This is a genomic window from Gottfriedia acidiceleris (genome assembly GCF_004138285.1).
Classification (GTDB): domain Bacteria; phylum Bacillota; class Bacilli; order Bacillales; family Bacillaceae_G; genus Gottfriedia; species Gottfriedia acidiceleris_A.
In genome coordinates, this window is sequence record NZ_SCFN01000008.1 from 205,361 (window position 1) to 221,486 (window position 16,126).

The 16,126-nt window shown below is 31.0% G+C and carries 15 protein-coding genes; 13 read left to right on the forward strand and 2 right to left on the reverse strand.

Translation table 11 applies throughout. From position 1 onward, the window contains the following. The first annotated feature begins 43 nt into the window (after positions 1 to 43). From EP747_RS14440 to EP747_RS14450, 3 genes are all read left to right on the forward strand, one after another. Positions 44 to 1,873 carry a sensor histidine kinase gene (locus EP747_RS14440; protein ID WP_129690829.1) on the forward strand — a complete coding sequence of 610 codons (1,830 nt, stop codon included), beginning with the start codon at positions 44 to 46 and terminating at the stop codon, positions 1,871 to 1,873. Continuing rightward, positions 1,851 to 3,404, forward strand: coding sequence for a response regulator transcription factor (locus EP747_RS14445; protein WP_129690830.1), 1,554 nt, complete (start codon positions 1,851 to 1,853; stop codon positions 3,402 to 3,404). The genes EP747_RS14440 and EP747_RS14445 overlap by 23 nt, the downstream gene beginning before the upstream one ends. Before the next feature lie 104 nt (positions 3,405 to 3,508). Further along, complete coding sequence (locus EP747_RS14450; protein WP_129690831.1) at positions 3,509 to 4,474, forward strand: phosphotransferase enzyme family protein; 966 nt, start codon at positions 3,509 to 3,511, stop codon at positions 4,472 to 4,474. Positions 4,475 to 4,549: 75 nt separating this feature from the next. Here the strand turns inward: EP747_RS14450 and EP747_RS14455 are convergent, their stop codons facing one another. Further along, positions 4,550 to 5,503 carry a PstS family phosphate ABC transporter substrate-binding protein gene (locus EP747_RS14455; protein WP_129690832.1) on the reverse strand — a complete coding sequence of 318 codons (954 nt, stop codon included), beginning with the start codon at positions 5,501 to 5,503 and terminating at the stop codon, positions 4,550 to 4,552. 171 nt (positions 5,504 to 5,674) lie between these two features. On the opposite strand from EP747_RS14455, the gene EP747_RS14460 reads away from it, so the two are divergent. Continuing rightward, positions 5,675 to 6,361: a winged helix-turn-helix domain-containing protein gene (locus EP747_RS14460; protein WP_129690833.1), complete on the forward strand. Its 687-nt coding sequence runs from the start codon at positions 5,675 to 5,677 to the stop codon at positions 6,359 to 6,361. A 529-nt stretch (positions 6,362 to 6,890) separates the two neighbouring features. On the opposite strand, the gene EP747_RS14465 is transcribed toward EP747_RS14460, so the two are convergent. After that, complete coding sequence (locus tag EP747_RS14465) at positions 6,891 to 7,040, reverse strand: BH0509 family protein (protein WP_175403455.1); 150 nt, start codon at positions 7,038 to 7,040, stop codon at positions 6,891 to 6,893. A gap of 438 nt (positions 7,041 to 7,478) precedes the next feature. On the opposite strand from EP747_RS14465, the gene EP747_RS14470 reads away from it, so the two are divergent. The 9 genes from EP747_RS14470 (at position 7,479) to EP747_RS14510 (ending at position 16,089) form a co-directional block, all read left to right on the forward strand. After that, the gene (locus tag EP747_RS14470) at positions 7,479 to 8,204 is read left to right on the forward strand and encodes a YveK family protein (protein ID WP_129690834.1); all 726 of its coding nucleotides are present in this window, start codon (positions 7,479 to 7,481) and stop codon (positions 8,202 to 8,204) included. Between the two features lies 1 nt (position 8,205). Then, positions 8,206 to 8,901 carry a CpsD/CapB family tyrosine-protein kinase gene (locus EP747_RS14475; protein WP_129690835.1) on the forward strand — a complete coding sequence of 232 codons (696 nt, stop codon included), beginning with the start codon at positions 8,206 to 8,208 and terminating at the stop codon, positions 8,899 to 8,901. Continuing rightward, positions 8,898 to 9,671: a tyrosine-protein phosphatase gene (locus EP747_RS14480; RefSeq protein ID WP_129690836.1), complete on the forward strand. Its 774-nt coding sequence runs from the start codon at positions 8,898 to 8,900 to the stop codon at positions 9,669 to 9,671. The genes EP747_RS14475 and EP747_RS14480 overlap by 4 nt, the downstream gene beginning before the upstream one ends. 340 nt (positions 9,672 to 10,011) lie before the next feature. After that, on the forward strand, positions 10,012 to 10,887 hold the full coding sequence (galU, locus tag EP747_RS14485; protein WP_129690837.1) for a UTP--glucose-1-phosphate uridylyltransferase GalU: 876 nt from the start codon (positions 10,012 to 10,014) through the stop codon (positions 10,885 to 10,887). A 24-nt stretch (positions 10,888 to 10,911) separates the two neighbouring features. Continuing rightward, positions 10,912 to 11,583 carry a sugar transferase gene (locus EP747_RS14490; protein ID WP_129690909.1) on the forward strand — a complete coding sequence of 224 codons (672 nt, stop codon included), beginning with the start codon at positions 10,912 to 10,914 and terminating at the stop codon, positions 11,581 to 11,583. A 69-nt stretch (positions 11,584 to 11,652) separates the two neighbouring features. Further along, positions 11,653 to 12,915, forward strand: a complete 1,263-nt coding sequence (gene wecC / locus EP747_RS14495) for a UDP-N-acetyl-D-mannosamine dehydrogenase (RefSeq protein ID WP_129690838.1) — start codon at positions 11,653 to 11,655, stop codon at positions 12,913 to 12,915. A 21-nt stretch (positions 12,916 to 12,936) separates the two neighbouring features. Continuing rightward, positions 12,937 to 13,674 (forward strand): WecB/TagA/CpsF family glycosyltransferase, encoded by a 738-nt coding sequence (locus tag EP747_RS14500; protein WP_205753834.1) that lies wholly within the window; start codon positions 12,937 to 12,939, stop codon positions 13,672 to 13,674. Beyond that, positions 13,671 to 15,002, forward strand: coding sequence for a phenylacetate--CoA ligase family protein (locus EP747_RS14505; protein WP_129690840.1), 1,332 nt, complete (start codon positions 13,671 to 13,673; stop codon positions 15,000 to 15,002). Before EP747_RS14500 ends, EP747_RS14505 begins: the two co-directional genes overlap by 4 nt. 16 nt (positions 15,003 to 15,018) lie before the next feature. Continuing rightward, positions 15,019 to 16,089 carry a glycosyltransferase family 4 protein gene (locus EP747_RS14510; RefSeq protein ID WP_165347066.1) on the forward strand — a complete coding sequence of 357 codons (1,071 nt, stop codon included), beginning with the start codon at positions 15,019 to 15,021 and terminating at the stop codon, positions 16,087 to 16,089. The last annotated feature ends 37 nt before the right edge of the window (positions 16,090 to 16,126 follow it).

A 16,126-nucleotide genomic window follows, 5' to 3' on the forward strand; every position in this document is an offset into this window, starting at 1 on the left:
ACTAATAATAGAAAGTGCAAACGTTTCCGCAAAGGATGTTATCATGAAAAATAGTATTAGAAGTAAGCTGATTGTCTTATTGTTAATCGCAACTATTATTCCATTTGGGTTATCAATTATAGCAAGTTATTTTTATACGAAAAACACTGTTACGAAGGAATTTGTAAATACGAATTATGATTTATTGAAGCGTAGTGGGAATGATTTATTGAATTATTTTAATGAAATATACGGTATTCCATTGTCCATTTATAGTAATAGACCGTTTTTGTCTGTGTTAGAAAATGGTGCTACAGCTTACATCGAACAAAATTCTGCTGAAATTCAACGTAGTTTATTAGGACTTTATTTTTCAAGAAGAGAAATCGAGCAGTTGCATTTATATTTAACGAAGGGTAAGGATGATTACACCGTATACAATGCAAAAGTGAGTAGCCGAGGGAAATTGTATAACTTCAATCAAATACCGACATATAGAAATTTAAGTTTTTCGAGGGACTCATATTATATTCAACCGACTCATCCGATTCAAAATTATAATAATTTATCTGATTTTCGAATTGAGCCAGTTAAGCAGGTCGTATCACTTCATTATTTTTTAAATAATGTTACATCTGACCAATGGCTAGGCTTTTTATCGATTGATATTGAATTAAGTAGAATTAATGAAATTTTTGATCGTATTTATAAAAAAGGAGAGGAACATCTCTTCGTTGTTGGTGATGGGAATGTTGTTCTTTATTCATCTGAAAAAAATTTGATTGGTAAAAAGCTAGAAACAAAATGGTATAAAAAAATTAGCTCAGATCGATCAGGCGAAACTAATTTTGAATGGAAGGGCAAAGATTTTAGTGGGGTCTATGTGTATGACAAAATAAAAAGCAATCATCAACAATGGACAATCATTAAAAGCATTCCTTATAAGAATCTCTATCATAATTCGAATCAATTATTGAAAATTACTGTTACATTAGGAGCGATTTCAGTCTTATTAGTCATTATTTTAACCATTATCGTCTCCTTCAGATTTACACGACCAATACGAATCTTAATTCGAGATATGCAACGAATTGAGAAGGGAGAACTTGCTGTTTCTTTTGATACGTTAGGAAATGATGAGTTCGGTCAGTTAGGTAAACATTTTACTTCAATGGTCGATACGTTAAATGATTTATATATAAAAGAGTACAAGCTTCAAATAGAGAATAAAACGAATCAATTAAAAGTACTACAGTCTCAAATTAATCCGCATTTTTTATACAATGCCTTGCAGTCAATTGGAACTCTTTCGTTAAAAAATGACGGAATTAAAGTGTATCGATTAATTATGTCACTATCTAAAATCATGAGATATAGCATGAAAAATAATGAAGATTTTGTAACGCTTAAGGATGAATTAAACCATATTAAAGATTATTTATCGCTTCAAAATGAACGTTATGATGGCAAATTTGTTTATAACCTAGAAGTGGATGAAGGGTTAAACAAAGTAAAAATGCCAAAAATGATTTTACAGCCAATCGTGGAAAACTTCTTTAAACATGGCTTTGAAAAACAACAAAAGCTTGGTGAATTAAATATTTCGATTCATAGACAACAAGATGATCGTTTAAAAATAGTCATTGCTGATAATGGTGAAGGTGCATCAGAAGAGGAATTAGAAATCATCAATTCATCGCTATCAGAAGGAGGATTAAATACTCACGAGAGTATCGGTTTAAAAAATATTTCTGATCGCATTCATTTCTATTATGGTAAAAAAGCGGAAGTAAAAATAGAAAGTGTGAAGCATGAAAACTTTGTTGTAACGATAATCATACCGATTGAAATGACAAGAGGAGAAGTTAATCATGAAGGTTCTACTAATAGATGACGAAAAGCATGTACGAGAAGGTGTAAAGCTTCTTGCAGATTGGGATGCAATTGGTGTTACTGAAATATTAGAAGCAGAAAATGGAGCGATCGCTCAAGACATCATTATAAAGGAAAGACCGACAATTATATTTACTGATTTAATGATGCCAGAGCTAGACGGTAGAGGATTATTAAAATGGCTTCATTCAGAAAATATTAATTGTAAAGTAATCGTTGTAACGGGGTATGATGACTATCATTACATGAGAGAAGCCATTCAGTTCGGTGCATCAGATTATTTATTGAAACCAATTGATCCGGATATTTTAAATGAAACTTTAGTAAAAGTAGTATCAGATTGGAATGAAAAAGAAAAAGAGAGAATTGATGCATTAAATGATTTTCGTTTGCTGCAGGAAGTTTTACCTGTTTACAGAGATAAACAATTAACGAATGCAATTTACGGTAAAGAATTTAATCAGAATATGTTAAACCAATTAGGATATGAAGAAGGGCAAACTTTGCATGTTTCTTTACTAAAATTACGAAATCTTGAGACATTCAAAGATATTTGGCCCGAGGATTTATGCTTTTTTGCCATATTGAATATTGTAAATGAAGTTCTTCAAAACCAAAATGGAGGAATTGCGTTTCGTAATTTACAAGGTACTAGGGAGATTTGTTTACTCTATTGGGGCGAGCAAGTAACTGACAGTATTCAACATATAGCTAAAATTTTATCAACAGTTGTACCTTTCCCGTTTCATTTTGCAATCAGTAGAAAGTTAACAATTGAATCGATCCAGTCTGGGTATGAGGAAGTTGTAAATGTTCTAAACCATGTAAATATTTTAGAAAATCGAGATGTACCAGTTTATTCTTATGAAGATATAAAAGAGTATAATCCGATTAATCTAGTAGAAATCATCAACTTGTTTGAACAAATGGTTGAGAAGCAGGATATTTATATTTACGATGAAGTCATTCAACTTTTTAGTAAACGAATCGCACAGAAGAATTATCTTCCTTTTGCGCAGTTACTTTCATTGCATCAGGAGTTTCTAATCTTCCTAAATCACTGGATTAATAAGCTATCGCTTCAAACCATTCAAGAAGTAAATCTAGAATTGTTCTGGAATGCGAAAGGGCATTTTGAAATTGGTGATTATGTAGCGACTCAAAGGGAAAGAGTCCAGTCGATAATTCAAGAAAAAAATCAAACGAACCAAGAACTGAATAGTATTGAAGCAATCGCAAATTATATTCAACTTAACTATGCGGAAGAAATTTCACTTCAGGAGTTTTCAGAGAAATTTTATTTAAGCCGTGAGTATATATCTCGTAAGTTTAAACAAATTTATAGTGTGAATATATCGGATTATATTGTTTCAATTCGAATCGAAAAAGCGAAGGAATTATTGAAGTTTCCAAATTTGAAAATCTATGAAATAGCTGGGAAAATCGGTTATCAAGATGATAAATACTTTCGAAAAGTGTTTAAGAAAATCGTTGGGATGACGCCAAATGAATACCGAAATATGAATGATTAGTAATTGTTTAGTAAAAAAGTTGCAGGAAATCTTTGGGAACTGAGGAATAAGTAATTAGATATTTATTCTATGTATATTTATTCTATGTTTCGGGGGATTAAAATATGGAACAAGCAGTTGAAAGAGTTTTTACAAAAGAGATTTTAACGAATGCAGCATCACAATTTGGGATAACAGTAGAAGAAAAACCAGTAGGAGAGTTCGAGAACTATCTTTTTAAAGGTAAGCTAGCAGATGGAACGGATCGCATTTTACGATTAACGCATTCATCTCATCGCTCAAAGGATGAAATTGAGGCAGAGCTTAAGTTTTTAAAATATGCTAGAGAAAACGGAGCGAATGCAGCAGGTTCTTTACCTTCTTTAAACGGTAATTTAGTAGAAGTCCAAAACGCAAGTGATGGCACAAGTTTTTACGCATCAATGTTTGAATGGGCAGATGGTCAATTAGTTGATCGTACAAACCCAGCTGTGTGGAATGATGATCTAATGTACACATGGGGAAAAACAATCGGAAAGCTTCACGCGTTAACAGTTGATTACCCTGTAACAAATCATCGTGAGCATTGGGACGAAGAAGCTTATTTAAATGAAATGTTAGCTGATGAAGAACTTGGCATTTTTACGAAGGAATTAATAGAAGAAATCCAAAGTTATGATAGAAAGAAAGCTTCATATGGATTAATCCATAGTGACTTGCATCTCCACAATTTCTTTGTAAATGATAAAGGTGAAATAACGGCTTTTGATTTCGATGACCTACAATATAATTATTTCATATCAGATATCGCCATTGTCTTATATTACACTGCTTGGGGTAGTAAAGCATCATTCGAAGAAAAATCTAATTTCGCAAAAAGACAGCTAGAAATCTTTCGAAAAGGTTATGAAACCGAATATGCATTAGATGAAGAATGGTATAGCCGAATTCCTTCATTTTTAAAATGTCGTGATATTACGCTTTATCATGTATTGAATATGAAATATGAAGAGAAGACGCAAAGAGTCATTGAACTTTGTGAAGAACTAAAAGAGCGAATCATAAATAAGAAGACGATAATAAATCTTTAAAATTACATTAAACAAAAAGCTACGATTCAAACACGAATTGTAGCTTTTTTCTATTTAAATTGGGGGTGAGTAAGGTTATTTGTGTGATGCTTCTTCTATCTTATTAATATTGCTTTCATATATTTCATCTTGTAATGGAATATAGCCAACTTGTTCAGCTAAAATTGGAGCATTTTCATTGGCAAATTTCAAGTAGTCCAATACGACAGGACGTTTAAGTGAATTTTTATTTACATATGTGTAGAGTTCACGAGAAAGTACGTAAGTCCCGTTTTTAATTGTCTCCTCAGTTGGTAAAACAGCTTTACCTGTTTTCGGATTAACGATTGGTATGATTTTTAATTGATCTTTGTTTTCTTCATAGTAAGCATGACCAAAGTAACCGATTGCGCCTTTTTCACTAGCAACATCAGCTACAAGATTTTTATCATCTTCAGACGTTTGAACATCTTTCCGTTCGCCAGCATGATTTAAAATTGTTTTATTAAAGTATTCGTAAGTTCCTGACTCAGTACCAGGGCTGAAGAATTTAATTTCTTCCTTTGGCCAAGCAGGGTTTAGTTCGTTCCAAGTTTTTATTTTGCTTTTTACAGACCATAACTTTACTAATTGTTCAACTGTTAATTGATTAACAAAATCATTGTCCTTATTTACTACGACTGATAGACCGTCGTAAGCTAATTCTAATTGAATATAATCGATGTTATTTTGTTTAGTGATTGTAGCTTCTTCATTTGTTATTGGACGAGATGCGTCGTTTATATCAGTTACGCCATTTGCGAATTTTTTAAAACCATCAGTTGTTCCACTATTACCTATTGAAATAGTTACCTCGGGTTGTGCAGATCTATATTCTTTCGTTATTGTTTGCATAATCGGGAAAACGGTAGATGAACCGTCGATTAGTATGCTACCAGTTAATTGTTTTTCAGATGTATTTGAATTAGTGGGATCAGCATTTCCACAAGCTGCTAAAGATAACATAGCTGTGATTACAACGACGAATAAAAGTACTTTTCTCAGATGCATCTTCAGTATCCTCCTAGTTATTTCTACTATATTTCTAACAATATCGGACAAAGGTTAACTTGCTTTTAACGCTACGTAAAGAATTTGTAAAGGTATAGTGAAAGTCCCCCTTTTTTGTTAATAACCAATTAAAATGACCGTATAAACAGTAAAAAATGGGAGAGATATACGGTGGAGCAAATTGTCATCATCCAAGATCAAAACGAGATTGAACATGTGCTTCAACAAAGTAAACAATTCGGATTAATTAAAATCAGCACATATCGATATGGAGAGTTTAATGAAGAAACCCATTTAGGTTTCTTAAAAGGTTGCATAGTATTAATGAAAAGCCAAGTATTGGACGAGTTTATTCCATTAATCATGAGAATAAGACGAATAACAGAAATACCGATCATATTATTAGTTGAAACTTATGATTCATACGAAGCAGCGATTTGCATTGAAGCAGGAGCGGATCAATATGTTAAATATCCGATTCATCCTAGAGACTTGTCCGCAAGAATAAAAGCAGTTATGAGGAGGGCAGGCAATGAAAAAATAGAAGAAGACCGAGAAAAAGTTTTATATTTTGGAGACATTTCCTTCTATTTAAATCGAGAAGAGGTTTATAAAAACAAAATGAGGATCGAATTAAATGGTAGGGAATACGCAATTTTACTTTTTTTAATAAAAAAAGCTGGCTTTATTGTAACAAGAGAAGAATTAATGGAAGTCATTTCTGTTTATAAAAATAGAAGATTAATCGATATTTATATTCATAGTTTACGAAATAAGATTGAAGAACTTCCTAATTATCCTAAATATATTAAAACGATTAAGGGGAAAGGGTACCGGTTCGAAACGCTTGCTTATTGATCATGAGTGTAATTAAAAAGCTAGGTGGATTCTTTTAAAGGATGCCAGTTAGCTTTTTTATTTTTATAAGGCAGAGGTTTAGATAGAGAAATGCACTTTTATTGTTTTTAATAAAAAAATAGACAAATTTTTTTAATAAAAATTAAATAAAAAAAATTTTTTTTGTACAAACCCTATTAGACAAAATGACTAGGGAAAAAACGGAGAAATTGTATACAATTTCATAACTAAACAACAAAAATGGATAATCTGTTCTTTTTCCATATATTGGTAAAATTAGAATTTCGATATAACAAAAAGATGCATAGGAAATACTCTTTTAAAATTTTTTTGACTCAAATAGAGGAATATAGTCGGAAAAGTAGGACTTTTGATGTCTTTTGTAAAATCGAAAAAAAGAGGATATGTAAGTAATTAGAAACAGTATTTACCAACGAAACGTTTGTAAATGGAAAAGCTAGATGAATCCGAAAATAGGGTTCACCTAGCTTTTTATTTTATGAGTGCAGTAAACCAAAGTTGTAAGATCTTACTCAGCGTGATGTAACATGTACGTATAAGCTGTGTCGTAAAGGTGCTCTAAATCAGCATCCGTCATGAAAACTAAGTCCTCAGTTGAAAATCCTTTTGTTAATTCCAAAAATTGAACCATGTTTTTACGCTCTTCTCTACTCATCATTAACAACACTCCTTTTAATTTAAATGATTGATAAAATTATTTCTAATCTGTTTTAATACAGTGTATTTAATTAATAATTATTATATAACAGAAAATACAAAATGTGCTAGTGATTTTTACTAAAAAAGGAAATAATTATTTTTATCATTTCATTAATTATTATACAATTTACAACGTATGAATTATTCTGGAATAATATCTAATGTTACAATTTTGATTAATGAATGTAACATAACTAGACCAGTTTGTAAGGGTTTCCATAAATTAGGTTAATTAATTGACAAAAAACCCTATTTTATGGGAAATTTAACCAAAATACCCTATTTGTAGATTAATTTTTACTTAACTTTTCGTTAAGTAATTGTTATACTAGGCACTGTTGAATTTGAGGGTATATTTTAATAGAATAATAAACGGATAGAGTTTAAGGAGGAAGCGATGGAAGAGACGATTAGTTTACAAGAATTATTCGGCGTTATGAAGAAACGTCTGATCATGATAATTAGTATTACAGTTGTAGCCGCAGTGGTTACAGGAGTCATTAGCTATTTATTTTTAACCCCGATTTATCAATCTTCAACTCAATTATTAGTTAACCAAAAAGAGACGAAAGATTCTTCGATTTACCAGAATAATCAAGTGCAAACAAATGTTCAGTTGATCAATACATACAATGTCGTTATTAAGAGTCCAGCTATTTTAGATGAAGTTATTAATCAATTAAATTTAGATTATACAGTTGCAGAATTGACTAAAAATATCACAGTCGTAAGTGAAAAAGATTCACAAGTATTTACGGTTTCTGTACAAGATCCTGACCCTGAGCAAGCACAAGCGATAGTGAATACGATTGCAAGTGTATTTCAGGCGAAAATTAAAACAATTATGAGTGTAAATAATGTAACTGTTTTAGCAAAAGCAGATTTAGGTGAAAATCCAAGCCCGATTAAACCTAATAAGAAATTAAATATTGCAATTGGATTTGTTGTTGGCTTAATGATTTCAGTTGGTATTGCATTCTTACTTGAGTATTTAGATAACACAGTTAAAACTGAAAAACAGCTTGAAGAATTATTGGAGTTACCGATTCTAGGTGTCATCTCTGAAGTAAAAAAGGGAAAAATCACTCCTAAAATAAATTTAAAATTAGGAAAGGGTGCGTAAAATGGTTAAAAAAACAACTAAAGAAAAATTAAAAAGATTTCTTATTACATTAACAAACCCTAAATCACCATTTGCAGAGCAATATCGAACAGTTCGTACGAACATTCAATTTTCTTCGATTGATCGAAAAATTAAATCAATTTTAGTGACATCTTCTGAACCTTCAGAAGGTAAAACAACGACAATTGCAAATCTTGCTGTTACATATGCTCAGCAAGAAAAGAAAGTCCTTTTAGTAGATGCAGATCTACGTAAACCACAATTGCATTCTGATTTTAAGTTAGAGAATTTTAAAGGTTTAACAACTGCTATTGCACAAGAAAAGTCTTTAAAGGACGTTATACAAAAAACTGAGATTAGCAATCTATCAATTCTAACTTCGGGTCCTATTCCACCAAATCCATCTGAACTATTATCTTCAGAGAAAATGAAGAATTTGATTGCTCAAATGTATGAACAATATGATGTGATTCTTTTTGATGCTCCTCCATTGTTAGCAGTTACAGATGCTCAAATCATTTCACAAGCTTGTGATGGAACGATTTTAGTTGTCCGTAGAGGGTACACGGCAAAAGAAAAAATTAAAAAAGCAAAAGAATTATTAACTCTAGTAAACGCAAATATCCTAGGTGTTGTATTAAATCGAGCGGAACAGGATAAAGACGGCTATTACGATTATTATGGTAGCGAAAAATGATTGATCTTCACTGTCATATTTTACCTGGCCTAGATGACGGTCCAATTACAATGGAAGATAGTATTAATATGGCTCGAGCAGCCGTGGACAATGGGATTCATACAATTGTTGCATCACCTCATCATCAGAATGGACGTTACAATACAGACAGAAAAGAAATCGTAGAAAAAGTAGAAGAGCTAAATAAAGTATTAAAACAAAAAGCTATACCTTTAACGATTTTACCAGGGCAAGAGGTAAGGCTTTATGGGGAATTGGTTCAAGATTTTGAGCTTAATAGAATAGTTTCAATTAATGATGGAAGACGCTATTTACTATGCGAGCTTCCATCATCCCATATACCGCATTTTACAAATAAGTTGTTATATGAGATGCAAGCAAACCGGATTATACCGATTCTTGTACATCCTGAACGAAACAAAGTTCTTATAAACGAACCAGACATTCTTTATGGATTTGTCCAAAAAGGTATCTTAACTCAACTAACTGCTTCATCAATAACAGGTAACTTCGGTAAAAAAATTCAAAAGTTTGCTTTTAAATGTATTGAAGCAAATTGGGTACATATTATTGCATCTGATGCACACAACACGAAAAATCGGAATTTTGAGTTAATTGAAGCGTATGACATCATTCGTGAAAAATTTGGGATCGAAACTGAGTTCCAAATGAGAGAAAATGCTCAATCAATTTTGAATGGTGACGTTCTTTATCCAGAAGAACCTCTAAAATTAAAACAAAATATCTTTAGTCGTTTACTAGGAATCTAATAAATGATAGGTGATATCTCCTTACCGTTATCAATGGGGGTACTCGGCTATATTGTGGTAGATGATTAAATTGATTAGTTTTCCATTTATCTTAATGCAAATAGACCTCATGAAATCACTCAAACTAAAGGGCTATGCGTATTCGAGATATGGAGTAAAAAACTTGAAATGATCTGCTTAGACGCTTGTCGTCAGAGGTATAGTGTGAGGAGGGGTTAGATGCCCTAAATTATATTTGATTTAAAAGAAAATAGAGTTTCTTCTTGTGTATTTATTCACATGAATGTAGAAGTGGAAACTTTATTCTTTGGGGAAAGAAAACAATGGAGGGACTTAGAAAATGAAGAAAGTTAGAAAAGCAATTATACCAGCTGCGGGTTTAGGAACACGCTTCTTACCTGCGACAAAAGCAATGCCGAAAGAAATGCTACCAATCGTAGACAAGCCAACAATTCAATACATTGTTGAAGAAGCAATCGAATCAGGAATTGAAGATATCATTATCGTAACAGGTAAAGGAAAACGTGCAATTGAGGATCATTTTGATTTTTCATATGAGCTAGAACAAAATTTATTAGAGAAAGAAAAGTATGCATTATTAGAACAAGTAAAAGCTCCGTCTAATATTGATATTCATTATATTCGACAAAAAGAACCAAAAGGATTAGGTCATGCGGTATGGTGTGCGCGTAATTTTATTGGTAACGAACCATTTGCGGTATTACTTGGTGATGATATTGTAGAAGCTGAAACACCAGGCTTAAAGCAGCTAATGGACCAATATGACAATACATATTCTTCAGTTATTGGTGTTCAAACAGTACCAGAAGAAGAAACGCATCGATATGGCATTGTTGAACCGATTATGCAAGAGGGTAGAAGATACGAAGTAAAAAACTTTGTTGAAAAGCCAGCACCAGGTACAGCACCTTCAAATCTAGCAATCATGGGTCGTTATGTATTTACGCCTGAAATCTTTAGGTTTTTAGAAGAGCAAACAATTGGTGCAGGTGGAGAAATTCAATTAACAGACGCAATTCAAAAATTAAATTCAATTCAACGTGTGTTTGCTTATGACTTTGAAGGAAAACGTCATGATGTTGGGGAGAAGTTAGGGTTTATTAAAACTACGATTGAGTTTGCATTAAAGCACGAAGATTTAAGAGAAGATTTATTGAAGTATTTACATGACATGTTAACAGTAAATATTAAATAAGGATGGATGATCAGATTGAAAGCAATGAGGTTTGAACAATCAGAATATGCTTCTCAACCACTCTTATCGAAAGAAATAGTTGAAAAAAGAAGAATCTATTCGATAACAAAGCGATTAATGGATTTAATCGGAGCAATATTTGGTCTTCTATTATTATTACCAGTCTTTATAGTAGTAGCAATTTTTATTAAATTAGAAGATCCAAAAGGCCCGGTTTTCTTTTATCAAACTAGAGTCGGTAAAAATGGAAAAGAATTTAAAATGTATAAGTTCCGTTCAATGGTAACGGATGCAGAAGAACGGTTAAAGGAACTTCTAAAATACAATGAAGTTTCGGGTGCAATGTTTAAAATGAAAGATGATCCTAGGATTACTAAAATTGGTAAGTTTATTCGAAAGACATCAATTGACGAGTTACCTCAATTTATTAATGTTTTGTTAGGTGACATGTCACTTGTTGGTCCAAGACCACCACTTCCTCGAGAAGTTGATGAATATACAGATTATGATAAACAGAGATTACTAGTTACTCCAGGATGTACAGGACTATGGCAGGTTAGTGCTCGAAATAGTGTAGGGTTTAACGAAATGGTTGAATTAGATTTAAAATACATAAATAATCGATCTATTATTTATGATATTAAACTTATTTTAAAAACGATTGGTTTATTGCTAGGATCAAAAAATGCTTTTTAGTAAATCAATAAAAAAATAACGTTGTTTCTAAAGGATAATTCTTACTTATAAGCAAAAAGGGGTAAAAGTATGACTAATATAAATACGAAGGTCGAGTTTAATAAAGTTTGTGTGGTTGGGCTTGGATATATCGGATTACCAACAGCAAGTATTATTGCGTCTAGTGGAATTGAAGTACACGGAATAGAGGTCAATGAAGAAGCGATTAATAAAATAAATCAAGGTAAAATTCATATATACGAACCTGATCTTGATATTTTAGTACAAGATGTGGTTAAAAATAATAAATTAAAAGCAAGTAAGGTACCAGAACAGGCAGATGTATTTATCATCGCAGTTCCAACGCCTTTTAAAGAAAATCATAAGCCAGACTTATCTTATGTGGAGTCTGCAACAAGAACCATCGCTCCGCATATAAAACCAGGTAACTTAGTAATTTTGGAATCTACTAGTCCGGTTGGAGCGACTGAAAAAGTAGCTGAAATTCTAAGAGAGTTAAGACCTGAACTACTTATTCCAAAAGATGAAGTTGAAAATGAACATCAAGTATATGTTTCTTACTGTCCAGAACGAGTTATTCCTGGACGAATTATTATAGAGTTACGTGAAAATGATAGAATCCTAGGTGGGATTAACCCACAATCTGCTAAGAAAACGGTACGCTTTTATTCAAAGTTTGTTAGTGGAAAATTATTAGAAACAAATGCTAGAACAGCTGAAATGGCCAAGTTAACTGAAAATTCTTTCCGTGATGTAAATATTGCTTTTGCAAATGAGTTATCAATGATTTGTGATGATCTAAACATAAATGTTTGGGAATTAATTAAACTGGCAAACCATCATCCTCGTGTAAATATTCTACAACCGGGTACTGGAGTAGGTGGGCATTGTATCGCTGTCGATCCTTGGTTTATTGTTGATACTGCCCCTGAAAAATCAAAACTAATTAAAACTGCTCGACAAGTAAATGACTATAAACCTGAATATGTAGTAAACAAAATTATAGAAATCTTAAATGGAAATAAGGATTTAACCATAACGTGTTTAGGTTTAGCATATAAACCTGATGTTGATGATTTAAGAGAAAGTCCAGCTATTGAAGCAGTTAATATGCTACGTAATCGAGTAGAAAATAAGCTGTATGTAGTTGAGCCTTTTGTTGAAGAATTACCTAAGACTATTAATAAAAATATTAAAAATATTTCTTATAGTACCGCATTGGAAGTATCAGATGTAATAATCATATTGGTTGGTCATCAGTTATTTATGAATATATCTAATGATATATCTAATAAAATACAACTATTAGATTTTATTGGTTTAAATAACTAAAATTGACGAGGTATTTTGGAAATGAGAATTAAATTACTAGGCAGTTATTTAGATTGTTTAACAATGGATGAAACAATTGAAAAAATTATTAAAGCAATTGATAAAAAAGAAAAGATTCAACATGTGGTAATTAACGCATCAAAAATTAATTTAATGAGATCTAATAAAGAACTTGAAAGTATTGTTAACTCTTGTCCAATAATAAATGCAGATGGCCAGTCTATTGTGTGGGCTGGTCGTTTTCTTGGTCACAATGTACCAGAACGAGTTGCAGGGATAGATTTGTTTGATAATTTAATAAAGGTTTGTGCAGAAAAAGGGTATAAACCTTATTTCTTTGGTGCTAAACAACATGTTGTAAACAATGTAGTTGAATATTACAAATTAAAATTTCCCAATTTAAAAATTGCTGGATATAGAAATGGATATTTTAATGAAGATGAGTCAGAAAAAATTGCAGAAGAAATATACAAGTCAGGTGCTGATTTGCTTTTTGTTGCTTTTTCTAGTCCAATGAAAGAGTTTTGGATTAAGGAGTATATGCCAATTATGAAGGTACCATTTGCTATGGGAGTAGGGGGAAGCTTTGATGTAATTGCAGGGGAAACTTCTCGTGCTCCAAAATGGATGCAAAAGACTGGGTTAGAATGGTTCCACCGTTTTATTCAAGAGCCGAAGAGAATGTTTAAAAGATACATTATTGGTAATTTTATCTTTGTTAAAAGCGTTGTGGTGGAAAAAGGGAGAGGTCCTAGATGAATGCAAGTATTATTAAAAGCATAGAAGAAAAAACACCAGATTTTATAAAAAAAATAATTACACCCATTGTTAGAAAAAAAGTAATTAATAATAAATATTTTCTTGAACAATATAAAGCAATTACTGATTTTGATAAAAAGACAGAAAAACAAAAAGATGAAATTCATTTCAATCTTTTAAAAGAAAAAATAATATATGCTTATGAAAATACTATCTATTATAAAAATCTACTAGATAAGATAGATTTTAATCCTTATAATATGACAAATTTAGAAGAAATTTTAAAAATTCCTTCTATTAGTAAAGATGAAGTAATTAATAATTTTGAAGAATTAACTTCAAATGAAGCAATCAATACTTATACTGCTTATACTGGGGGAAGTACTGGAAAACCGCTGAAAATTTTATTAGATGGTACGGCCCCTTATAAAGAAAGAGCGTTTATTTATAAGTACTGGGAGAAAGCAGTAGGTTATTCTTATAAAAAAGGAAAAACAATAACTTTTAGAGGACTAGAATTTGGTAAGAGGTTATATAAATTTAATCCTATAGATAATCAAATTATTATGTCTCCTTTTAAATTAAGTTTAGACACTATAGACGACTACGTTAAGGTTATTCGTTCCTATAAACCTGAGTTTATTCATGGATATCCTTCAGCAATCTCAAATTTTTGTAGATTAATAAATTTGAAAAAAATAAAATTAGACATCGAAATTAAAGGGGTATTTCTTGTTTCAGAAAATGTTACTGAAATAGAGAAAGAACTCATAGAGAATACTTTAAAATGTAAAACTGCCATCTTTTATGGACATAGTGAAAGATTAGTGTTAGGTGAATATTACGAAAACCTTGGATATAAGTTTCATAAACTTTATGGACATGTGGAGTTAATGCATTACAAGGACAATTTGTATAAAATTTTAGTGACGGGATTCTTAAGTAATTCTATGCCTTTAATAAATTATATTACAGATGATATAGTTGAAATCACTGAAAATAAAGAATGTTTAATACATGGGCATAGAGGAAAAGAATTATTGTATGGTGTGAATAAAGAAGAGATTTCATTAGCAGCAATAAATTTTCATAGTAATGCATTTTCTAAAGTATTAAAATATCAATTTGAGCAACATGAAATTGGTAATGTTAAATTTAGGTTAGAGCCAATTAAAGGAATGCAGTTTGAAAATAAAGATTTAAACCAAATAAAAAAAGTTTTAGATAATAAATTTAATAACGTTATAAATTACTCAATAGAGATCGTAGATTATATACCACTTACACAAAGAGGCAAGTTTAAAAAAATTATTCAACATATTAATTAAAATGGAGTATACAAAAATGAAAGTATTAATAGTTGGACCTTCTTTAAAGTTAAAAGGAGGAATTAGTAGTGTATTAAATAATTACAATGAAAATATTAATCTTTTTACAAATAAAAATTGTGATGTAGAGATACTTGGAACTATTAATTCTAAAAACAAGTATAAACAATTATTAGATTTTATGATTTTCTTATTGAAATTTAGTATAAAAGTGTTGGGTACCGATATTGTTCATATTCACACTGCGTCTTATGGAAGTTTTACAAGGAAGAGTATTTTGGCAATGATTTGTAAGAAAATAAACGTACCGTATATCATTCATTTACATGGAGCGGAATTTGATTTGTTTTATGCAAAATCCTCCAAGAAGAAAAAAATAAATATTAAAAATTATTTTAACAATGCAGCTAAGATTGTTGTTCTTGGAGAGCAATGGAAAAAAGTTGTTTCTGAGTTCACCGATAATGTTGCCAATATAACTATTTTAAATAACGCGGTCCCTTTACCGAAAAATAAAAAATATAAAACTGAATCAAATAGTAAATTGGTATTAGGATTTTTAGGGGAAATTGGTGTAAGAAAAGGAATATATGATTTAGTTAACTGTATTGATCAGATTAGTATTGAAAGAGAATTAATTCTTCAAATTGCAGGTAATGGTGAAATTGATAAATTAAAAGATCATATTAATGAGAAAGTAAATTCTCATAGATTTAATATTATCGGATGGATAAATAGTGAAGAAAAGAAGAAATTCTTGAATAGTATTGATATTCTCGTTTTACCTTCTTATAACGAAGGACTTCCTATGAGCATTTTAGAAGCAATGAGTTATGGAAAACCGATCATTAGTTCATCTGTTGGTAGTATATCAGAGGCCGTACTTGAAGGCGAGAATGGCTTTTTAATCGAACCTGGCGAAATAAATCAATTATACAAGTCAATATTTGAATTTATTGAAAAGCCATATTTAAAAGAAATAATGGGAGAAAAAAGTAGAAATATATTTTATGAGCGATTTTCACTTAATAATCATATAAATCAATTAATTGGAGTATATAAAGGAGTTTTAATTACTAATGAGTAATCAGTTGAAGTGGTATTATGACCGCTTATCAAAAATG